Annotated in this window: 20 protein-coding genes; 10 read left to right on the top strand and 10 right to left on the bottom strand. The window is 73.9% G+C overall.

The genetic code is table 11. From position 1 onward, the window contains the following. The first annotated feature begins 86 nt into the window (after positions 1-86). Complete coding sequence (locus ACZ6CZ_RS32025; protein WP_469028221.1) at positions 87-914, top strand: MDR/zinc-dependent alcohol dehydrogenase-like family protein; 828 nt, start codon at positions 87-89, stop codon at positions 912-914. Positions 915-1,017: 103 nt separating this feature from the next. Here ACZ6CZ_RS32025 and ACZ6CZ_RS32020 read toward each other — a convergent pair whose 3' ends face one another. Continuing rightward, positions 1,018-2,640: an FAD-dependent monooxygenase gene (locus ACZ6CZ_RS32020; RefSeq protein ID WP_469028219.1), complete on the bottom strand. Its 1,623-nt coding sequence runs from the start codon at positions 2,638-2,640 to the stop codon at positions 1,018-1,020. Between the two features lie 133 nt (positions 2,641-2,773). Here ACZ6CZ_RS32020 and ACZ6CZ_RS32015 point away from each other — a divergent pair, with 133 nt between their 5' ends. The 6 genes from ACZ6CZ_RS32015 to ACZ6CZ_RS31990 all read left to right on the top strand — a co-directional run bounded on the left by ACZ6CZ_RS32015 (position 2,774) and on the right by ACZ6CZ_RS31990 (position 8,837). Continuing rightward, positions 2,774-4,324, top strand: coding sequence for an MFS transporter (locus tag ACZ6CZ_RS32015; protein WP_469028217.1), 1,551 nt, complete (start codon positions 2,774-2,776; stop codon positions 4,322-4,324). A gap of 174 nt (positions 4,325-4,498) precedes the next feature. Beyond that, positions 4,499-5,566 (top strand): aldo/keto reductase, encoded by a 1,068-nt coding sequence (locus tag ACZ6CZ_RS32010; RefSeq protein ID WP_469028215.1) that lies wholly within the window; start codon positions 4,499-4,501, stop codon positions 5,564-5,566. Between the two features lie 131 nt (positions 5,567-5,697). Continuing rightward, positions 5,698-6,759 (top strand): ScbA/BarX family gamma-butyrolactone biosynthesis protein, encoded by a 1,062-nt coding sequence (locus ACZ6CZ_RS32005; RefSeq protein ID WP_469028212.1) that lies wholly within the window; start codon positions 5,698-5,700, stop codon positions 6,757-6,759. Continuing rightward, entirely contained in the window at positions 6,756-7,433 is a 678-nt protein-coding gene (locus ACZ6CZ_RS32000; RefSeq protein ID WP_469028211.1) for an HAD family hydrolase, read from the top strand. Before ACZ6CZ_RS32005 ends, ACZ6CZ_RS32000 begins: the two co-directional genes overlap by 4 nt. Before the next feature lie 154 nt (positions 7,434-7,587). Further along, on the top strand, positions 7,588-8,622 hold the full coding sequence (locus ACZ6CZ_RS31995) for a 3-oxoacyl-ACP synthase III family protein (RefSeq protein ID WP_469028209.1): 1,035 nt from the start codon (positions 7,588-7,590) through the stop codon (positions 8,620-8,622). Then, positions 8,619-8,837, top strand: coding sequence for a hypothetical protein (locus ACZ6CZ_RS31990; protein WP_469028206.1), 219 nt, complete (start codon positions 8,619-8,621; stop codon positions 8,835-8,837). The genes ACZ6CZ_RS31995 and ACZ6CZ_RS31990 overlap by 4 nt, the downstream gene beginning before the upstream one ends. A gap of 87 nt (positions 8,838-8,924) precedes the next feature. Here ACZ6CZ_RS31990 and ACZ6CZ_RS31985 read toward each other — a convergent pair whose 3' ends face one another. Continuing rightward, positions 8,925-9,893: a cyclase family protein gene (locus tag ACZ6CZ_RS31985; protein ID WP_469028204.1), complete on the bottom strand. Its 969-nt coding sequence runs from the start codon at positions 9,891-9,893 to the stop codon at positions 8,925-8,927. 135 nt (positions 9,894-10,028) lie between these two features. On the opposite strand from ACZ6CZ_RS31985, the gene ACZ6CZ_RS31980 reads away from it, so the two are divergent. After that, complete coding sequence (locus ACZ6CZ_RS31980) at positions 10,029-11,297, top strand: Nramp family divalent metal transporter (RefSeq protein ID WP_469028201.1); 1,269 nt, start codon at positions 10,029-10,031, stop codon at positions 11,295-11,297. A gap of 104 nt (positions 11,298-11,401) precedes the next feature. On the opposite strand, the gene ACZ6CZ_RS31975 is transcribed toward ACZ6CZ_RS31980, so the two are convergent. From ACZ6CZ_RS31975 to ACZ6CZ_RS31950, 6 genes are all read right to left on the bottom strand, one after another. Next, a complete protein-coding gene (locus ACZ6CZ_RS31975) occupies positions 11,402-11,707 on the bottom strand; it encodes a putative quinol monooxygenase (protein WP_469028199.1) in 306 nt (101 codons plus the stop codon). Between the two features lie 103 nt (positions 11,708-11,810). Beyond that, entirely contained in the window at positions 11,811-12,860 is a 1,050-nt protein-coding gene (locus ACZ6CZ_RS31970) for an aldo/keto reductase (RefSeq protein ID WP_469028196.1), read from the bottom strand. A 120-nt stretch (positions 12,861-12,980) separates the two neighbouring features. After that, entirely contained in the window at positions 12,981-14,180 is a 1,200-nt protein-coding gene (locus ACZ6CZ_RS31965) for an NAD(P)-dependent malic enzyme (protein ID WP_469028194.1), read from the bottom strand. A gap of 169 nt (positions 14,181-14,349) precedes the next feature. After that, positions 14,350-14,859, bottom strand: coding sequence for a MarR family winged helix-turn-helix transcriptional regulator (locus ACZ6CZ_RS31960; RefSeq protein WP_469028191.1), 510 nt, complete (start codon positions 14,857-14,859; stop codon positions 14,350-14,352). Positions 14,860-14,867: 8 nt separating this feature from the next. Continuing rightward, entirely contained in the window at positions 14,868-15,401 is a 534-nt protein-coding gene (locus ACZ6CZ_RS31955; RefSeq protein ID WP_469028189.1) for a hypothetical protein, read from the bottom strand. Positions 15,402-15,456: 55 nt separating this feature from the next. Further along, positions 15,457-16,488, bottom strand: a complete 1,032-nt coding sequence (locus ACZ6CZ_RS31950; protein ID WP_469028186.1) for an aldo/keto reductase — start codon at positions 16,486-16,488, stop codon at positions 15,457-15,459. A gap of 225 nt (positions 16,489-16,713) precedes the next feature. Here ACZ6CZ_RS31950 and ACZ6CZ_RS31945 point away from each other — a divergent pair, with 225 nt between their 5' ends. Further along, positions 16,714-17,652: a helix-turn-helix domain-containing protein gene (locus ACZ6CZ_RS31945; protein WP_469028183.1), complete on the top strand. Its 939-nt coding sequence runs from the start codon at positions 16,714-16,716 to the stop codon at positions 17,650-17,652. Between the two features lie 86 nt (positions 17,653-17,738). On the opposite strand, the gene ACZ6CZ_RS31940 is transcribed toward ACZ6CZ_RS31945, so the two are convergent. Together ACZ6CZ_RS31940 and ACZ6CZ_RS31935 are read right to left on the bottom strand one after the other, a co-directional pair. Further along, complete coding sequence (locus tag ACZ6CZ_RS31940; protein ID WP_469028182.1) at positions 17,739-18,662, bottom strand: NADP-dependent oxidoreductase; 924 nt, start codon at positions 18,660-18,662, stop codon at positions 17,739-17,741. A gap of 122 nt (positions 18,663-18,784) precedes the next feature. Continuing rightward, entirely contained in the window at positions 18,785-19,246 is a 462-nt protein-coding gene (locus ACZ6CZ_RS31935; protein WP_469028179.1) for a MarR family transcriptional regulator, read from the bottom strand. Between the two features lie 125 nt (positions 19,247-19,371). Between ACZ6CZ_RS31935 and ACZ6CZ_RS31930 the strand changes: the two genes are divergently transcribed. Next, on the top strand, positions 19,372-20,829 hold the full coding sequence (locus tag ACZ6CZ_RS31930; protein ID WP_469028177.1) for a DHA2 family efflux MFS transporter permease subunit: 1,458 nt from the start codon (positions 19,372-19,374) through the stop codon (positions 20,827-20,829). Positions 20,830-20,944 lie beyond the last annotated feature (115 nt).

The following is a 20,944-nucleotide window of genomic DNA, read 5'->3' as shown; positions in this document are numbered from 1 at the left end:
GGGCGCTCCCGTACGGCGGGCCCGGCCCGTTGCCCCGTCCGGCCGAGTCCCTTGAGGAAACAACCGTAGGTAGGAGAGGAATCGCCATGTCCGAGCAGCTCACTTCCCGACAGGACGCGGTCACCGCGCAGGCCGAGGACGAGATCCTCGTCGCGGTGCGCGCGGTGGCACCCGAGGTCGACGAGATGATCAGGGCCGAACCCTCCCCGGAGGGTTGGCTGCCGGGGTGGGACGTGGCCGGGGTGGTGCTCCGGGGCGCCCCCGAGGGGTTCAGCCCGCTGCCGGGGGACCGGATCGTGGGCGTGGCACCCGGCCGGCGGTGGTCCTCGTGCATGGCGCTGCCGTCCGAGTACGCCGTCGTCCTGCCCCAGCACGTCAGCTTCGAGCAGGCGGCGGCGCTGCGGGTGGCCGTGCTGACCGCGCTGCGGCTGGTGCGCGGCGCGGGCCCGCTGGCCGGCCGCACGGTGCTGGTGACCGGCGCCGACCAGGGCATCGGACGGCTGCTGGTGGAGCTGGCCGCCGCGCTGGGTGCCCGGGTGACCGCCGCGGTGCGGGACCGGGCGCGCACCGGGCTGGTGGAGGGGCTCGGCGCGGCCCGCGTGGTGTGCGGGCTCGACGGCGTCGACGACCGCTTCGACGTGCTGTACGAGGCCGCCGCCGGGGACGTGATCGCGGCCGGGCGGGGACTGGTGAGCGACGGCGGGTCGGTGTTCCTCTACGAGAGCTTCGCGCCGCACGCCGCCGACATCGGCTTCTTCCGGTTCTTCGGCGGGCCGGAGCAGGCCGGCCTGCGGCACTTCGTCTTCCGTACCGCCACGCCCGCGGACCGCGAACTGGCCCAGCTGCTCGACCTGCTGACCACGGGCGAACTCTCGCTGGGCGCCGTCGCGGGGGCGGCGCCGACCGCGGCCTGACACGGGACGCGCACCCGGAGGGGACGGATCGCCGGAGCGGACGGATCACGGAAGGAGGGGGTGCGACCCGCGGGTCGCACCCCCTCCTTCCTCGTCCCGCGCCTCACGCGGCGGTGGCCACCGGGCCCAGCCACTCGGTCAGCTCGGCCCGCAGCCGGTCCAGGTCGCCCTCGTGGCCGTGGGCGGCGATGTGGCCGTCGGGCCGGACCAGGTAGTAGCCCTGCTGCCGGCAGCCGGTCTCGGTGCGGGCGGAGCCGGCGGACAGGCTCACGTGCCGTACCCCGGGCCACCCCGCCGTCAGGCCGCGCACCTGCTCGCGCCAGGCGGGCGCCTCGCCCCGGCAGACCACGGCGAGGGTCCAGCCCGGCGGTTCGTCGCGGGGCCCGGCGAAGCCGGCCGGCACGGCCAGTTCGCGGGGGAAGACGGCGCCGACGCCCAGCCCGCCGGGCAGCCGGGAGCGCAGCCGGCAGGCGGAGCGGCCGCCCGGCAGCTGGCTGTCGCGGGTGGCCGGGTAGGCCAGCCGGCGGCCGGCCATGACCGGGGCGTACAGCCGGAACAGGCCGGTGTGCCCGGCCGTGCGGAAGGCGGCGTCGCGGGTGCGGACCGCGAGCGGGCGGCGCACCATCCAGCCCCGGGTCTGGATGTCGGTGTCGCGCACCACCCGGCGGGCCACGGCGGCCCGTTCGGGACCGTAGGTGAGCAACAGGCTGGAAGGAGCCCTGCCGTGCAGGACGGCGGCGATTTTCCAGGCCAGGTTGTGGGCGTCCTGCATGCCCGTGTTGAGACCCTGGCCGCCCGCGGGGCTGTGCACGTGCGCGGCGTCGCCGGCGATGAAGACCCGGCCGAGCTGGAAGTCGGTGGCGTGCCGGGCGTGGATGCGGAACTCCGACTCCCACACCGGGTCGGTGAGGGTGACGCCGCGCGGGCCGCGCTCGTCGACGATTCGCTGCATCTTCTCGACGCCGACCTTCTCCCCCGGGGCCATGCTGGAGAAGAACCGGAAGACGCCGCCGGGCAGGGCCACCACGACCAGCGCGCCCGCGGCCGACTGGTAGTACAGCGCCTGGTCGGGCGGCAGATAGCCCTTGATCCGGGCGTCCACCAGGGCGAACGCGCTCTCGTAGGTGCTGCCGGAGAAGCCGCTGCCGAGCTGGCCGCGGACCGCGCTGCCGGCCCCGTCGGTGCCGATGACGAAGGCCGCCCGGGTGCGTTCGACGCGCCCGTCGGCGTGCTCCAGGACGGCCGTCACCCCGTCGACCGCGTCGATGCGCCCGGAGAAGTCCAGCCCGTCGAAGGTGAGCAGCCGCACGCCCCGCTCCACCTTGCCGCCCAGCTCCCGCAGCCGGGTGCGCAGGATGCGCTCGGTCTCGTTCTGCGGCAGGCACAGCGGGCTGAGCGCCTGCGGGAAGTCGAAGGTGGCCAGCCGGTGCCGCTCGGAGAAGTAGCTGAACGCGTTGATCTGCACACCGCTGGCGCGCAGCTCGGACAGCACCCCGAGGTCGTCGAAGAGGTCGATGCTGCGGGGCCACACCAGCAGCGCCTTGGGGAAGGGCGAGGGCTCGGGGGCGCGGTCGACGATGCGCACCCGCACGCCGCGCCGCAGCAGTTCGCAGGCCGCCATCATGCCGGTCGGCCCGGCTCCGACGATCAGTACGTCGTACGGGTCCCGTCCGTCGGCCGGGTCCGCCGGGGCTCGGTCCCGCGCGGGTCGCTCGGTGCTCGGCATGGGGCTCCTCCATCTCAGTGGGCGCTCATTGACGACAACCATCAGATGTCTTACTGTACTTCGAGATCTTATATTAGCGCCGCGGACCAGAACAGACCTGAGAACGGTCGCGACGACGGAAGAAAGAGGGGTCATGACCACCCAGACCGAGACCCGGACGACAGCGCCGGAGCGCCGGGAGGACGCGGGCTCGCTCAGCGTGATGATCGCGGTCGCCCTCGCCAGCGTGCTGCTCCCCCTGGCCATCACCGCCCCCGCGGTGGCCATGCCCGACCTCACCACCGACCTCGACTCCACCGTGGCCGGCGGCCAGTGGGTGCAGAACGCCTACGGCGTGACGTTCGCGGCCTGCATGCTCGCCGCCGGCACCCTCGCCGACCAGTTCGGCCGCCGCCGCATCCTGGCGATCGGCACCGTCGTCTTCATGGCGATGTCGGCCGTGGCGGCGGTGTCCACCGACATCCTGGTGCTGGACATCGCGCGCGCCCTGCAGGGCATCGGCGCGGCCGGCGTGCTCACCAGCGGCGCCGCGATCCTGGCCGCCTCCTTCACCGGCCGCCGGCGCACCCAGGCCTTCGGCGTCCTCGGCACCTCCTTCGGCGCCGGTCTCGCACTCGGGCCGGTGCTCGGCGGTGCGTGCGTCAGCCTGGCCGGCTGGCGCGGGGTGTTCTGGCTGAACGTGCTGGTCGGCGCCGTCGCGCTGGTCCTGATGCCGCGGATCAGGGAATCGCGGGACCCCGACGCCACCCGGGTCGACTGGCCGGGGCTCGCCACCTTCAGCGGCAGCCTCTTCCTGCTCGCGCTCGGCTTCGTCGAGGGCGGTGAGCGGGGCTGGGCACACCCGGCGACCCTCGGCTCACTCGCCGGCTTCGCCGTGTTCATGGCCGCCTTCGTGGCGATCGAGCAGCGCGTGCCGCGGCCCATGTTCGACCTGTCGCTGTTCCGCAACCCCACCTTCGTGGTGGTGGTCTGCCAGCCGTTCACCATCACCTTCGGCTTCGTGGTGCTGCTGAACTTCCTGCCGCCGTACTTCAAGGGCGTCGGCGGCTACTCCAGCACCGAGTCCGGGCTGCTGCTGATGCCGCTGATGCTGCCGATCTTCGTCCTGCCGCTGCTGATCGGGCGGCTGGTCGCGGACCGGGTCACGCCGCGGATGCTGCTGACGGTGAGTTCGGTGCTGATCGCCGTCGGCTCGCTGTGGATGGTCGTCCTTCAGCCGGGGCAGTCCTGGGCCGTCGTGGTCGCGCCGCTGCTGGTCTTCGGGCTCGGTGTCGGCTCGGCGTTCGGCGCGATGGACAACGCGGCCGTCAGCGTCGTACCCGTGGAACGCGCGGGGATGGCCTCCGGCATCTTCAACACCATGCGGATCGCCGGCGAGACCGTGGCCGTCGCCGCGGCCGGCGGATTCCTGTCCTCCTACACCCGCGGGGACCTGATCGACAGCGCGCCCCGGTTCGCCGCCCAGGCGCCGCGCCTCGCCGGTGAGGCGACCCAGGGCCGGCTGGACGACGCGCTGGCCACCGTCGCGCCGGCCCGGCGGCTGGACGCGCTCGACGCCGTCGCCCACAGCCTCACCTCCAGCCTGCACGTGGCGTTCGTCGCGCTGGCCGTGCTCGCGGCGGCCGGGGCGGTCACCACCTTCCTCGTCGTCAAGGACAAGGAACTCGCGGACGCGGCGAGCTGACCCGCCCGCCCCACCGAACCGGGGAGTGCCCGGTCACCCCCCGTCCCGGGTGCTCCCCTCCCCCCTCTCCCACCCACGTTTCCCCTCTCCCCCCACGCCCCTCCCCCCACAGCCTCAGCCCCCCACCTCACCCCCTCAGAACCCGAGCAGCTACTCAACCGAAAGCAGGAGAAGATGCGTTACCGCTACCTGGGCGACACCGGACTGTCCGTCTCCGAGCTGTGCTTCGGCGCCATGACCTTCGGCGGCGGCGCCCGGTTCCTCGGGGCCGAGGACCGCAACTGGTCGGAGTTCGGCACCGTCGACGACCAGAACGTGCTGCGGATGATGGACCAGGCGCTGGACGCCGGCATCAACTTCTTCGACACCGCCGACGTCTACAAGAACGGCATGGGCGAGGAGTTCTTCGGCCGCACCCTGCAGAAGGTCCGCGACCGCGTCATCATCGGCACCAAGGGCCGCTGGCGGATCACGGACGACCCGAACGACATCGGTGCCACCCGCCACCACCTGTACGCGGCGGTCGAGGACAGCCTGCGCCGGCTGAACACCGACTACATCGACCTCTACCACATCCACGGCTTCGACCCGCGCACCTCGCTGGACGAGACCCTGCGCGTGCTGGACGACCTGGTCCGGGCCGGCAAGATCCGCTACATCGGCGTCTCCAACTTCGCGGGCTGGCAGCTGATGAAGGCGCTGTCCGTCTCCGACCGCCGCAACCTCAGCCGCTTCGTCTGCTACCAGGGCTACTACAACATCGGCGCCCGCGACCTGGAGCGCGAGATCATCCCGCTCGCCGTGGACCAGAAGGTCGGCATCACCGCCTGGTCGCCGCTGGCCGGCGGCTTCCTCACCGGCAAGTACCGCCGCGGCGAGGAGCGCCCCGAGGGCAGCCGCCTCGCCCAGCGCACCCCCGCCGAGTCCGCTCCGCTGACCGACGAGGACCAGGCGTACGACATCGTCGACGAGATGGCGCGGATCGCCGAGGAGCGCGGCGCGAGCGTCGCCCAGGTCGCCCTGAACTGGGTGCTGGCCAAGCCCGGCATCACCTCCGCGGTGATCGGCGCGACCAAGCCGCACCAGCTGGACGACAACCTCAAGGCGATGGAGTGGACGCTCTCCGAGGACGAGCTGGCCCGCCTGGACAAGGTCAGCGAGACCCCGGCGCCGTACCCGTACTGGCACATCGGCACGGTCGGCGCCGACCGCAAGCTGCCGGGCGACGTCTACCCCGCCTGAGCGGACCCCGCAGGCCCCCCGCGGCACCGGAGGGACGACGTTCCCACGTCGTCCCTCCGCGTGTCTGCCCCCTCACCCACCACGACCCCGAGCAGGAACCACCACAACCGCGACAGAAAGCCAGGCCATTCATGACCACCGCACCCGATGCCGCTCCCGCGGGGATACCGCCGCTGGACTACACGCGCACCGTGGACCGTCTGCTCGTCCACCGGGACGCCCTGGGCGAAGTGTTCCTGACCGACCTGCGGCGCATCGACGAGGACACCTACGCCGCGGGCGCCCAGCTGCCCAGGTCGCACGCCTACTACGGGGACCACCTGCTGCGCCCCGGCTGCTACGACCCGCTGCTGATCCTGGAGGCGTGCCGGCAGGCCACCCTGGCCGGTGCGCACCGCTTCTTCGGTGTGCCGTCCGACAACAAGTTCATCCTCACCCACCTCGGTCTGCGCCTGGACCACCCGCAGACCGTCGTCGTGGGCAGCTCGCCGTTCTCGCTCGCCTTCCGGGTCCGCATCACCGACCGCAAGGAACGCGAGGGCCGGGTCACCGGCCTCGACTACGAGCTGGACCTGATCGCCGACGGCACGGTGATCGGGCACGCCTCCATCGGGCTGCGCTTCAAGACGCCGATGGGCTACCTGACGCTGCGGCTCAACAACCGCGACGGCTTCGCGCTGCCGTCGTCGGCGACCTACCCGGTGTCCACGCCGGGCACGCCCGTCGCCCCGCACCTGGTCGGCCGCGCCAACCCGGAGAACGTGGTCCTGGTCGACGCGGCGGTCACCGACAACACCGCGCAGGCGCTGCTGCGCATCCCCGCCCGGCACGCCAGCCTGTTCGACCACCCGCAGGACCACCTGCCCGGCATGGTCATCGCCGAGGGCGCACGGCAGCTGGCGCTGCTCGCCGCGCTGGACGTGCAGGGGCTGTCCACGTTCAAGACCATCGTCACCGAGATGCACGTCCGGTTCTCGCGCTTCGGGGAGCTGGAGGACGACACGGTGCTGACCGCCTGGGTCGACAGCCCCCGGGACACCGCGGGCGCCGTGACGCTCTACACCCTCGGCGGCACGCTCCCCGCGGAGGGCCTGCCGACGCCGGCGCCGCAGCTGCCGGTGCGGGTCGAGGCCTCGCAGAAGGGTGAGCCGCTGTGCGTGTTCTCCTTCGTCCTGACCCGGATGACGTCATGACCGGGGCCACCGCCGTCTTCAGCGACGTGGACGAGACGCTGATCCGGGTCAAGAGCATGTTCCGGTTCCTGGAGTTCTACCTGCGCACGCGCGGCGAGCCCCCGGCCACCTACGACCGGCTGACGGGTGAGCTGCGGACCGCGGCCCTGCGGGGGGCGCCGCGCGCCGAGATCAACCGCCGCTACTACCGGCTGTACCGGGGCGAGCGGGCGCAGCGGCTCGCGGAGGCCGGGCGGCGCTGGTTCGCCGCCGAGTGGCGGGAGCCCGCGGACGGGCTGTACGTGCCCGAGGTCGAGGAGGCCCTCGGTGTGCACCAGAAGTCCGGCCAGGCCCTGATCCTGGTCTCCGGGTCGTTCTTCGCCTGCCTCGACCCGATCGCCGAGGACGTCCGCGCCGACCAGGTGCTCGCCACCCGTCCGGTGGTGCGGCGCGGCGAACTGACCGGCGAGGTGCTGGTGCCCATGATCGGTGCGACGAAGGGCCGGGCGGTGCGGATCGCCGCGGCCGTCCGCGGCTTCGACCTCGCGGGCTGCGCCGCGTACGGCGACCACGTCAGCGACCTCGCGATGCTGGAGGCGGTCGGCCGTCCGGTCGTGGTGGGCGACGACGAGGAGCTGACCGCGCACGCGCTGCGCGCGGGCTGGGGCCGGCTGCTGACCGGGGCGCCGCGGTGACCCGGGGAGTACGGCCGCCCGCCCGGCGGGCCGCGGCGGTCGCGGTACGGCGGATCGGCCTGCGTGTCGTGAGAGCCGTGGGACTGCCCGGGCGGCGTCCGGAATCGTTCCCGGGCCGCGTCCGGCGGCCCGGCCTGGAGGGGGAGGTTCACTCATGACGCGTATCGGAATTCTGGCCACCGGGTCCTACCTGCCCAGCACGGTCGTCACCAACGAGGAGATCGCGCGCGGGGCGGGGGTGACCGACGAGTGGATCGTGCGCAAGACCGGGATACGGGAGCGGCGCCGCGCCGACGACCGTGACGCCACGTCGGATCTGGCCGCCCGGGCCGCCCGGGCCGCGCTGGAGCAGGCCGGGGTGCGGGCGCAGGACGTGGCGTACATCGTGCTCGCCACGTCGACGCCCGACCACCCGCAGCCGGCGACGGCCAGCATCGTCCAGCACCTGCTGGGCGCGGTGAACGCGGCGGCCTTCGACATCAACGCCGTGTGCAGCGGTTTCGTGTACGCCACCACGGTCGCCGAGCGGCTGCTGCGGGCGGCGGGCGAGGGGCAGTACGCGCTGGTCATCGGCGCGGACATCTACTCCCGCATCCTGGACTACTCCGACCCCAAGACGGCCATCCTGTTCGGTGACGGCGCCGGTGCGGTGCTGCTGGGCGGGGTGCCGGACACCTGCGGCATCCGGGAGACCAGCCTGCTCACCCGCGGCGACCAGTACCGGCTGATCAGCGTGCCGGCGGGCGGCAGCCGCCTGCCCGCCGACCGGCGCACGCTGGAGGAGGGCGCGCACTACTTCCGGATGGACGGGCGCGGGGTGCGCTCGTTCGTGCAGGAGAACCTGCCCGAGGCGCTGCACGAGCTGCTCGACCGGGCGGGCGTGCGCCGGGAGCACGTACGGCACTTCGTGCCGCACCAGGCCAACGGGGTGATGCTCGGTGAGGTGTGGCCCGCGCTCGGGCTGCCCTCGGCGACCATGCACCTGGCCCTGGAGCGGTACGGCAACACCGGCTCGGCGTCGGTGCCCGTCACCCTCGACATCGCACACCGCCGGGGCGAGTTCGCCGACGGCGAGACCGTGCTCATGGCCGGGTTCGGCGGTGGGATGACGGTGGGCGCGGTGCTCACCCAGTGGGCGCCGACGGCGTTCGCCCGGGACGGCGAGCAGGAACTGGTGAGCGCGCGGTGAGCGGGACCGGAGGCGTTACGGGAGGCGGCGCGGAAGGCGGTACGGCCGGTGCGGGAGCGCCGGACCCGGAGCTGGAGGCGCTGATCCGCCGCCATGTGGCGGCCCGCCGGCGGGCCGGCCTGCGCCAGGCGACGGAACGTTCCCTCACTGCCTGGCTGCTGGGCGGCGCCCCGGGCGGGTCGACCGCGCCGCACGACCGAGTCCCGCGCGCCTGACGCACGACGCGGCGAAGCCGGTGTCCCCCTGCCCTTCCAGGGGGACACCGGCTTCGGCGCTGTTCCGGGCGGCCCGGGGGCCGCGGTTCAGTAGATGCCGAACATCCGGACGGGGCCCGCGAAGCCGCCCTTGTGCTTCATCAGGCCGATGACGGTGATCGCGCCGGACTCCGGGAGCTGGTCGACGTTGGCCGCCCACTCGATGCCGTAGTGGCCGCTGGTCAGCAGGAACTTGTGGGCGCGCGGGTCGAGGTAGTTGTTGGCGCCCGAGTCCAGGCTGGGGCTGTCGGTGGCCACGCCGACGATGTTGCGGCTGGTGGAGAGGAACTCGGCGGCGTCCCAGCCGATGCCGGGGAAGTGCGGCTTGCCGTCGGCGTCCCGGTTGAAGATGCGCTCGGGGTCGTTGATGCGGGAGGACCAGCCGCAGTCCATGGCGACCACGGCGCCGTCCGGGATGCGGCCGTGGCGGCTCTCCCACTTGCGCAGGTCGTCGTAGGTGAGCAGGGCGTCGAGGTCCTTCTGGGCGCGGTCGGCGATGCGGACGACCACGAGCGGGGCGATCAGGCTCTCGGCCGGGATCTCGTCGGTGGCGAGCTGGCCGTTGTCGAAGTGCTTGGGGCCGTCCATGTGCGTGCCGCTGTGCTCGTCGATGGTGAGCATGAGGGTGTTGTAGCCCTCCTTCTCGACCGAGGCGACCTGCGTGAACTTCGGCGGCTCGACGAAGGGGCGGAAGACGGGGAAGTCCTCGCCCCAGGCGTGGCTCATGTCGACGATGCGGCGGCCGGTGCCGAACAGCTTCCTCGCGGTGGCCGCGGGCTGCGCGGCGGCGGCCGGCGTGGCGCCGAGCAGGCCCATGCCGGTCACCGTGGCGCCCAGCGCGCCGGCCAGGCCGAGCATGCTGCGCCGGCTGGGGGCGGCGGCCGCGGCGGCGCGGCGCACCTCACCGGCGGACAGGACGGCGGCCTCGGGGTTGCCGGCCTGGTGGGCGTGGATGTGGTCGTGCGCTTCCGTGTACGTGTCGCCGTACACGGCCTTCATCACCCAGGTTCCGCACACGTTGTTCTCCTCTTGGCGGGTTTGCGGGATCGGCTGTGCCGGGACCGGGCCCGGCTGTACGATCTCATAGAAGCATAAGAGATCTGATACATGTAAGTCTTTGGTTGATCCGTTGATGAACGTGGGAGGGTTGCCGTGTCCGACGTCCTTGCCCCGCCGAACCCCGCCCGAGCGACCGTGCGCGCGGCGCGCGGCGCGGCGGTGGGCCTCGGCCCGGCCCTGGTCACCGCCGTCGCCTACGTCGATCCGGGAAACGTCGCGATCAACTTCAGCGCCGGTGCCGGCTACGGCTACGCCCTGCTGTGGGTGGTCGTCGCCGCCGGGGCGGCCGCCGGGGTCATCCAGTACCTGTCGGCCAAGCTCGGCGCCTGCACCGGGCGCTCCCTCACCGAGTCCGTCGGCGCCGCGCTGGGCCGGCCCGCCCGCCTCGCCTACTGGGTCCAGGCCGAACTGGTCGCGGCCGCCACCGACGTCGCCGAGGTGGTCGGCGGAGCGGTCGCGCTGCGGCTGTTGTTCGGCCTGCCCCTGTGGCTCGGCGCCGTCACCACCGCCGCGGCCGCCGCCCTCCTGGTACGGCTGCGGGCGGCCCGGGGCGGCAACGCGTTCGCCGTCGCGATCACCGCCGCGCTGGCGCTGGTCGCCTGCGGTTTCATCGGCTGCATGCTGGCCGCCGGGCCCTCCGCCACCGGCATCGCCTCGGGGCTGCGCCCGGCACCGCTGGACCACCACGCCCTGCTGCTCGCCTCCGGCGTCTTCGGCGCGACCGTCATGCCGCACGCGGTGTACGTCCACTCGGCGCTGAGCCGGGACAGCGCGCGACCGGGCGGCGGGGCCGGCACCGCGCCGCGGGTCACCCCGGGCCGTGTGCCGGGGCTGCTGGCGGCGCACCGGCGGGCGGTGGTCCTCGCGATGCTGGTCGCCGGGGCCGTCAACGCCTCCCTGCTGATCACGGCGGCGGCCCTGCCGCGCGGCGGTTCCCAGGAACTGGAGCAGATCCACGGCGCGGTGGGACGGCTGCTCGGCGGCCTCCCCGCCCTGGCCCTGGCCCTCGCCCTGCTGGCGTCCGGGCTGGCCTCCACGGCGGTCGGCACGCACGCCGGGGACATCGCCATGAAGGACCTCCTGCACCGGCGCGTGCCGCCGTGGGTGCGCCGGACGGCGGCGCTGGCCCCGGCGGTGCTCCTGCCGGCCGCGGGGGCCGGCACCACGCAACTGCTGGTGCTCTCCCAGGTGGGCCTGTCGCTGGGCATCCCGTTCGCGCTGGTCCCGCTCATCGTGCTCACCCGCCGCCGCTCCCTGATGGGCGCGGCCGCCAACCACCGCGCCACCACGGTGGCGGCGTCGGCGGTGGCGGCGGCCGCCCTGGTCGTCAACGGCGTCCTGCTGGCCCAGCTGGCGGGCTGAGGCGACCCCGGACAGCCGGGGAACGACAGCCGGAAGGGGGCGGCGGGCCCGGGCCCGCCGCCCCCTTCCGGCTGTCGTCTCTCCTCCCGGCTCCTGAGGCCGGCTCAGACCACGGCGGGATCGGTGACCCGGGTGCCGCGCAGCAGCCAGGCGGGGCCCTCCGCCCAGCTGCCGACGGCCTCGAAGAACCGGGCGAAGTGCTCGCCCGCGCAGTGCCGGTCGAACGCGGCCTCGTCGTCGTAGGCCTCGTACAGGTAGAACCGGCCGGGGTCCGAGGCGTCGGCGATCAGGTCGAAGGCGCGGGTGCCGGGCTCGTCGGCGAGCGAGCGCCGCCCGTCCTCCAGCGCGGCGGCGACGAACTCGGCACGCCGGTCGGCGGGGACGGTGAAGGCGACGGCGACGGTGTACACGGGGAACCTCACTTCTGGTCGGTGGCTGGAGCGGACAGGGGGACCGGTCACCGGACCGGTCCCCCTGGGGTGTGCGGGTGGCTGTGCGGGGCGCGGGCCCCGCTCAGGCGGTGACCGGGCCCTCGCCCGCGCCGGTGGCCTCGATGGCCGCGCGGATCTCGGCGAGGTCCGCGCCGGTCAGCTCCAGGCCGGCGGCCGGGAGCCAGCCGTCCACCTGCTGCGGCGACCGGGCGCCGACGATCGCGCCGTCCACGCCGGGCCAGGCGAGCGCCCAGGCGACGGCGACGGCACCGGTGGAGACGCCGTGCCGCTCGGCCACCGGGGCCAGGGCGGCGGCGAGGGCGAGGTTGGCGTCCAGGCCGGTGGTGAAGTCGGGGTGGGTCTTGCGCCAGTCGTCGTCCGGCAGGGCGGCCGCGCGCTCCTTGGAGAACGCGCCGGTCAGCAGGCCGGACTGCTGGGGCGAGTACACGATGACACCCGTGCCCGCCGCCCGCGCCCGCGCGACCAGGTCGGCGGCCCCGCGGTTGACGGCGGAGAACGGCGGCTGGACGACGTCCACGTGGGCGATCCGCTCGGCGGCGGCGAGCTGCTCGGGCGAGTGGTTGGACAGACCGATGGCGCGGACCTTGCCCTCGGCCTTCAGGTCGGCCATGACCTGCCAGTACTCCTCCAGCGGCGTGGCGCCGGCACCGGCGCCGGCGCTCTGCGGGTCGTTGTAGTCGAGGGCACCGCCGCCGGTGTCGGGCCAGTGCACCTGGTACAGGTCGATGCTCTCGGTGTTCAGGCGGCGCAGGGAGCCCTCGACCTCGCGGCGGACGCTCTCGGGCCGCATGGAGTTGCGCGGGGCCGCGCTCGGGTCGTTCTCGTCCCAGACCAGGCCGCACTTGGTGAACACGTACGGGCGGTCGGCCTCGGGGAAGTCGGCGACGGCCTTGGCGATGACCTCCTCGGAGTGGCCCAGGCCGTAGACGGCGGCCGTGTCGATCCAGTTGATGCCGGCCTCGATCGCGTGCCGGATGGCGGCCACGGAGGCGGCGTCGTCCTGGGCGCCCCAGGCGTAGAACCAGCCGCCGCCGCCGATGGCCCAGGCACCGAACCCGGTGCGCGTGATGGACAGCCCGCTCGTGCCGAGCTGGGTGGTGGGCAGAGTCATGGAGTCGCAGTCCTCTTCTTCTGGTTCTTCTGGTTCTTGTGGTTCATCTGTTCCGCGCGCTTCTCGGGTGCGCTCGGTCGGATGGCTCATCGGGCCGCTCGCCGCTTGGCGCGGCGCGGGTCAGGCGCGGGCGACGCCGTCGCGGCGGGCCGCCTCGGCGACGGCCGCCGCCACGGCCGGGGCGACGCGGGGGTCGAAGGGGCTGGGCACGACGAGGCCGGGCCGCAGGTCGTCGCCGACGACGGCGGCTATGGCGTCGGCGGCGGCCAGCTTCATGCCCTCGGTGACGGTGGAGGCCCGCACGTCCAGCGCGCCGCGGAAGATGCCCGGGAACGCCAGCACGTTGTTGATCTGGTTCGGGTGGTCGCTGCGCCCGGTGGCCACCACGCGCGCGTGCCGCGCGGCGACCGCCGGGTCGACCTCGGGGGTGGGGTTGGAGAGGGCGAAGACGATGGCGTCCTGGGCCATCCCGGCCAGGGCCCGCTCGTCGAGGGTGGCCCCGGACAGGCCGATGAAGACGTCCGCGCCGTGCAGCGCCTCCTCCACCGAGCCGGTGTGCCCGGCGCGGTTGCTCCGCCGGGCGAGCGCCGCCTTGTAGGGGTTGAGGCCCTCGCGGCCGGCGTACAGCATGCCCTTGCTGTCGGCGACGGCCAGGTCCCCGATGCCGGCCTCCAGCAGGATCCGGCTGACCGCGAGACCGGAGGCGCCCGCTCCGGCCACCACCGCCCGCAGGTCGCCGAGCGAACGCCCCGTCAGCCGGGCCGCGTTGCGCAGGGCGGCCAGGACGACGACGGCGGTGCCGTGCTGGTCGTCGTGGAACACCGGAATGTCCAGCGCGGCCCCCAGCCGGTCCTCGATCTCGAAGCAGCGGGGGGCGCTGATGTCCTCGAGGTTGATGCCGCCGAAGCTGGGGGCCAGCCGGACGACGGTGTCCACCAGCTCGTCGACGTCGGTGGTGGCCAGGCAGAGCGGTACGGCGTCGACGCCGGCGAACTCCTTGAACAGCAGCGCCTTGCCCTCCATCACCGGCAGGGCGGCGGCCGGGCCGATGTCGCCGAGGCCGAGCACGGCGGTGCCGTCGGAGACCACGGCGACCGTGTGCGAGCGCCAGGTGTACAGGTCGGCCAGTTCGGGCCGCTCGGCGATGGCCGTGCAGACCCGGGCGACACCGGGGGTGTAGGCGAGGGAGAGCTGCTCGGCGTCGTCCACCGCGACGGTGGACCGCACGGCCAGCTTCCCGCCGCGGTGGAGCACGAAGGCCGGGTCCTGGTGCAGGTCGTCCGGGCCGTGCTCCGGGGAGCCTGGGGTGCTCGCAGACATGGGAACTCCGGGTTCGAGAGCGGATCATCTCTGATGGCTATTCGATACCATTATTATATAAGAGATCTTATACATGCAAGTCGGCGAACCTGCCCGTCAGTGCGACCCGGGCCCACTCGGCCCCGGAACCGTCAGCGGGCTTGGGCTGACTCGACCCCGGGGGGCGGGCTCAGCCCTCCGCCGGTTTCCAGCCGGACAGCGCCTTGGAGCAGCGGTCGAGCTGCGCCAGGAAGGTCGCCGCCTCGCCCTCGCCGAAGCATTCGGCCAGCGCCTCCTCCACCCGGGCCACCGCCTCGTCGGCGCGCCGGATGAGCGCGCCGCCGGTGCGGGTGAGGCGGGCCTCGAGGATGTGGCTGTGGATCGGGTGCGGCCGGCGTTCGACCAGGCCGCGCCCCTCCAGCGTCGACAGCACCGAGGACATGGTCTGCGGGGTGACCATGCCGCGCCGGGCCAGTGCGGCCCCGGACAGCCCCGGCTCGAGCATGAGCGCGAGCAGCACGTTGTACTGCGGGACATTGATCTTGAACGGGCGCAACGCGGCGTGCTTGGCAGCGGTCAGCTCCTGCTCGACACGCTTGATGCGATGGCCCATGCGCTCTTCTACCGACGACACCATGTCCTGCAGGTTACCCGCATATCTCTTATTGCTGTATGACCTCTGCTGATTCTTCGCGAGCACGGCCGGCATCATGCCCTCCGGACGGCGGGGCCGTCTCCGGCGCCGGGCGCGGCACCGGGCGCGGGCGCGGCCCGGTGCCAGGCGAAGAAGAGTTCCTCGCCCGAGTCCGGCCGGGCCGCCGGGAACAGCACGATGACCAGCACCGCCTCCCGCACCAGGTCACGGCGCGTCCCGGGGTCGAACTCGTACTCCCACTGGCGCAGGGCGTGCTTGAGCGACACGGGCACGCGGTGGCGCATGTCGTACCGCAGGTCGTCGAGCATCTCCTGGGCCGCGGCCATCCGCGCGAGCCGGTCCGGCGTCCACATCCGCTCCAGGACCGCCCGCCCGACGCGCCGCTCGAGCACCTCGGCGGGGACCGGCGAACGGCAGCCGGAGGGGCAGGCGTAGACGCCGGCCGTCGTCGTGACCGTCACCGTGGTGGCCGCCGCGGGCGCGGCGGGGGCGCAGGGCGACGGGCGGTGCTCCAGCGGCCGGCCGCAGCCGCCGCACAGGACGATTCCGGCGAGCGCGGCGGACGGCTCGGCTTCCTCTTCGGGCATGCCTGCCTCCTTTCGGTCGGAGCGGGACCCGGGCTCGTGGCGGCGGCCGGCCGGCTCAGCCGCGGCGCCGGCGCAGGCTCGCGTCCGCCAGGTGCGGGGGCGTGTAGTCGGCGTCCGAGGGGTTGAGGTCGGTGCCCGGCGGGACCAGTTCGTCGATGCGGTCCAGCACCGCGTCGTCCAGCGTGACGTCGGCGGCGGCCAGCAGGTCCGTCAGCTGCTCCTGGGTGCGGGGCCCGATGATCGCGCTGTCCACCGCGGGGTGGCTGAGGACGAACGCCAGCGCCAGGTGCGTCAGGGACAGCCCGGCGGCGTCGGCCAGCTTCAGCAGTTCCTCGACGACCTCGTACTTGCGGACGTTGCCCGGCAGGGACTGGTCGAACTTGTGCGAGATGAGGTTCTGCCGGAAGTCGTTCAGTTCCAGCGGCTGCTGCCTGCGGTACCGGCCGGTCAGCCAGCCGCTGGCCAGCGGGCTCCAGGTGAGGACGCCGATGCCGTGGCGCTCGGCGGTGGGCAGCACCCCGCGCTCCACCCCGCGCATGAAGATGGAGTACGGCGGCTGCTCGGTGTGGAAGGGCACGTGCGCGCGCCGGTCGGCGATCCAGCGGGCCTCGACGATCTGCTCGGCCGGGAAGTCCGAGCTGCCGATGGCCATGACCTTGCCCTCGCGCACCAGGTCGGACAGGACGGAGAGGGTCTCGTCGAGGTCCGTGGCCGGGTCGGGGCGGTGGATCTGGTAGAGGTCGATGCGGTCGGTGCCGAGGCGGCGCAGGCTGTCCTCGACGGCCCGGCGGATCCAGCGGCGGGAGTTGCCGCGCCGGTTGGCGTCCTCGCCCATCGGGAAGTGCACCTTGGTCGCCAGGACGACGTCGTCGCGGCGGCCCTCGATGGCCTTGCCGACGATCCGCTCGGACTCGCCGGCCGAGTACATGTCCGCGGTGTCGATGAAGTTGACGCCCGCGTCGAGCGCGGTGTGGATCAGCCGTACGGCGTCCTCGTGGTCCGGGTTGCCCCAGGCCCCGAGCATCATCGTGCCCAGGGCCAGACGGCTGACCGTGATTCCGGTGCGGCCGAGCGTGGTGTGGCGCACGAAGGCTCCCTTCGGTCGGTGCGGTGGCTTGCAGCGTCCATCCTGGGCGCGGCGGCGGGCGGGTATCCAGGCCCCCTTCGGGCGATGTCCCGTGGTCCTGGTACCGGCAGTCCCAGGTCCAGTCCCAGGTCCGGCCGTCCGGCGCACCCGCCCGCATGCACCCGGCCCGGAGGGGTAGGATACTGACAGCTATTCGATCCCTGATGATAGTTAGGCACCTGATAAATGGCGTCCGACCTGGGAGACTTCCTGCGCAGCCGGCGCGCCGCGCTCAGCCCGGCCGACCTCGGTCTGGCCGCGGGCTCGCACCGGCGGCGCGTACCGGGGCTGCGCCGCGAGGAGCTGGCGCTGCTCGCGGGCATCAGCGTCGACTACTACGTACGGCTGGAGCAGGGACGCACCCCCAACGTGTCCGAGACCGTCCTGGACGCCGTGGCCGACGCGCTGCGGCTGGACCCGGACGAGCGGTCGTACCTGCACCACGTCGGCCGCCCGCCGCGCACGGCACCCGGCCGTGACCGGCCGCAGTACGTACGGCCCGGGCTGCTGCGGCTGCTGGAGTCGCTCGACCGGGTGCCCGCGCTGGTCCTGGGGCGCCGGCTGGACGTGCTGGCCTGGAACGCGCGGGCGGCCTCGGTCCTCACCGACTTCGCCGCGCTGCCGCCCGGCGGCCGCAACTTCGCCAGGCTGGTCTTCACCCCGAGCGGCACCGAGGACACCGGCCGGGCGCCGCGTTTCGACGACGCGGCCGCCGAGGAGGTGGTGGGCGCCCTGCGCGCCTACGCGGCCCGGCATCCGGGCGACCCGGACCTGGCCGCGCTGGTCGACGAACTCGGGCGCGCCAGCGGCCTGTTCCGGCGGCTGTGGTCGAGCCAGGCGGTGCGCCGGCGGCCGTACGGCACGCGGACCCTGCGCCGCCCCGGGACCGGGACGGCGCTCAGGCTCTGCCTGGAGACGCTGGTCGTGGCGGACGACCTCGACCAGATGCTGCTCACCTACACACCGGCGGACGCGGCGCCGCCCCTCACGACGCGGACAGGTGACGAGATGGCCGACGACATGACCGGCGCCGCGGAGGCACCGGCGGAGGCGGAGACGGAGTGGGAGGCGCGGGACCACGACCCCGACGCCGCCGAGTCGCACATCGTGCGGGGCGTCGACTAGGGCCTGTCGCCCCGCGACGCCGACATGATCCGAACGACAGGCCCCAGGGCGCCGGGGGCCCGGACCCGTGCGCGGCCGGGAGACTGTCAGAAGAGGATCAGCTGGCGGCCGCGCAGGCCGCCCGCGGTGAGGCGGCGGTGGGCCTCGGCGGCCTGTTCGGGGCCCAGCCGGGACGCGGTACGGAGGGTGAGGATGCCCTTGGCCGCCAGGCCCGCCAGATCGCCGAGGATGCCGCCCTTGTCCGGGTGGGCGAAGACGTTGAGCTGGTGGTGGACGACGCCGGGAGGCAGGCCGAGGCCGGCCGGGCGGCATTCGACGTAGTCGGAGTCCGGCTTGAGCACCGGCAGCAGCGCGGCGCCGACCACGGCGGCGTCGACCAGGGCGTCCACGCCTTCCGGGGCCGCTTCGAGGTAGTCGTCGGCCGTGCGCCCGACCGGCATCGCACCCAGGTCGCGCAGCAGGTCGTGGTCGGCGTCGCCGGCGCCGGCGATGACCCGCAGGCCGCGGTGTGCGGCGAGCTGGACGACGTAGCCGCCGAGGGCGCCGGTGGCACCGGTGACGGCGATGGTGGCGCCCGCCGGGAGGTCCAGGCCGGTGAGGGCCTGGTGGGCGGTGAGGGCGTTCATCGGCAGGCCGGCGGCGTCGACCGGGTCCAGGCCGGCGGGCAGGTGGGCGGCGTCGGCGTCGGGGACGACGACGTACTCGGCCTGGGCCCCGCCCTGCGGGCGCAGCGGGTTGACGAAGGCGATGACCGGCCGGCCGGGCTCGAAGCGGGAGCCGGGGCCGGCGGCGTCGACCGTGCCGGAGACGTCCACGCCGGGGACGTAGGGGGCGGGGACGTTCGCCAGTGCCGCTTCGAACAGGCCGGCGCGCAGGGCCACGTCGACCGGGTTCACCGCGGCCGCGGTGACCTTGACGCGGATCTCACCCGGGCCGGGCTCCGGCACGGGACGGTCCACGACCGTGAGGACGTCGGGGGCGCCGAAGCGGGGAATGCCGATGGCTCGCATGACGGGGGAGCCTCCGTTTCCGTTCTGGGCGGGCGTACGGGTGTACGGCGGATGGTGGCCCCGGAGGCTTGCGTGCGGTTTGGACGGAGGTTGCGGGTGCGGGGGGCCGCCCGGGCCTCGCGTCAGTCCCGGGCGCGGGCCGAGGCGCGCGGGGTGAGATGGCGGGCCAGGACCTCCAGGGCGGCCTTGACCTCCTTCACCTGCTCGGGGTCGGCCTCCTCGCCCAGGGCCGCGGCGAGCGCGTCGTCGATGCTGGTGGCGCGGACCTCCGCGACCCGGCCGGAGAGGTGGGGGGCCTGACGGACCAGCAGGCGGCGGCGGTCGGCCGGGTCGGGGGCGGTGACGACGGCGCCTGCCTCCTTCAGCCGGGCCACGGCGGTGGAGACCGCGCTCTGCGGCAGGCCGGTGCGGGCGGCGATCTCGCCGACGGCGCTGTCGGGGTGGCCGGCGAGGTCGCTGGCGACGATGAGGACGGACCGGACGCTGCCGCCGTAGCGGGAGGCGCCGTCCTCGGGCTCGGGCATCGCGGCCTCGCCGATCTTCATCAGGCTCCGGCCCAGCAGGAACAGCTCGACTCCGTTCATGCCCTCACATTACATCACCACTGATGCATCGCGGGAGATGCATCAGACTTGATGCATCAAAAAAGATGGGTTATTGTCGTGGCAGGCACCCGGGCACTGCCGGGGCGGAGTGAAGGAGCAGCGTCGTGCGCAAGTGGCGAGCGAACCCGTGGGCAGTCCTGGTGACCCTCTCGCTCGGGTTCTTCATGACCCTGCTGGACCTGACGATCGTCAACATCGCGATCCCGGACATGATGAGCGGCCTCGGCGCCTCCCTCGACCAGACCCTGTGGACCGTCAGCGGCTACGCGCTGGCCCTCTCGGTGCTGATCATCACCGCCAGCCGCCTCGGCGACCTGCACGGACCGCGCACCCTGTTCGCCGCCGGCCTGACGGTGTTCACCCTGGCGAGCGTCGCCTGCGGGCTCGCCCCCACCGCCACCGCGCTGATCGCCGCCCGGGTGGTGCAGGGCCTGGGCGCCGCCCTGCTCACCCCGCAGACCATGACGCTCATCGTCGCCGTCTTCCCGTCCGACCGGCGCGGCACCGCCCTCGGCATCTGGGGCATGGTCGCCGGTCTCGCCACCCTCGCCGGTCCCACCCTGGGCGGCTTCCTGGTCTCCGCCGCGAACTGGCGCTGGATCTTCCTGGTCAACGTGCCCATCGGCGTGGCCGCGCTGGTGCTGACCTTCCTGGTGGTGCCCGACATCCGGCCAGGCCGGGCCCACCGCTTCGACCTCGTCGGCGTGCTGCTGTCCGCCGCCGCGCTGTTCTGCCTCGCCTTCGGCCTCCAGGAGGGCGAGAACTACCACTGGGGCACGGGCATCCAGGCGCTGCTCGCCGCCGCCGTCGCGCTGGGCGCCGGGTTCGTCCTCCACCAGCGGCGCCGGCAGGACCGCGAGCCCCTCGTGCCGTTCGCGCTGCTGCGGGACCGCAACTTCAGCGCGATGACCGCCCTGGTGGGCCTGGTGTCGGTGGCGATGCTCGGGCTGGTGCTGCCGTTCAACCTGTACCTGCAGTCCGTGCTGCACCTCAGCGCCGTCAAGGCCGGTCTCGTGCTCGCGCCCTCCTCGCTGGTGTCGATGAGTGTCGGGCCGTTCGCCGGACGCCTGGCCGACCGCATCGGCGGCAAGTACGTCCTGCTCACCGGGCTGCTCTGCTACGCCGCCGGCATCGTCGCCATCACCCTGACCGCCGGACCGGCCACCGTCTGGTACGCCTTCGTCCCCGCCACGCTCGCCACCGGCCTGGGCGTCGGCTGCATCATCGCCCCGATGTCCACCGAGGCCATGCGCAACGTGCCGCCGCAGCTGGCCGGTGCGGCCTCCGGCATCAACAACACCGTCCGCCAGATCGGTTCCGTCGTCGGCGCCGCCGCGGTGGGCGCGCTGGTGCAGAGCCGGCTGGCCGCGGAGCTGGCCGGAGGCAAGGCCTACGGCGCCGCGTTCGTCGCCGTCCTGCACAGCACCGCCGTGCTGCCGCTGGCCGTGCTGACCGCGGGCGCGGTGGCGGTGCTGGTGCTGCGCCGCCGCGGCGCCGGGCAGCCGGCCGGATCTCCCGCCGGGGCCCCGGCCGGCGCCGTGCGGCGGGCCGGCGCCCGCTGACCGCGGCGGACGAGGAGAAGGCCGGTGCCGGCGCCCCCGGGGGAAGGGGCTCCGGCACCGGCCTGCACGGGGTGCCGTCACCGGGGCCGCTCGTTCACCGGGCCCGGCCGGCGGT

This window comes from Streptomyces sp. NPDC041135, from assembly GCF_055592085.1.
The sequence above is the reverse complement of the archived record's forward strand: the minus strand, read 5'-3'. Positions and strand labels throughout refer to the sequence as shown.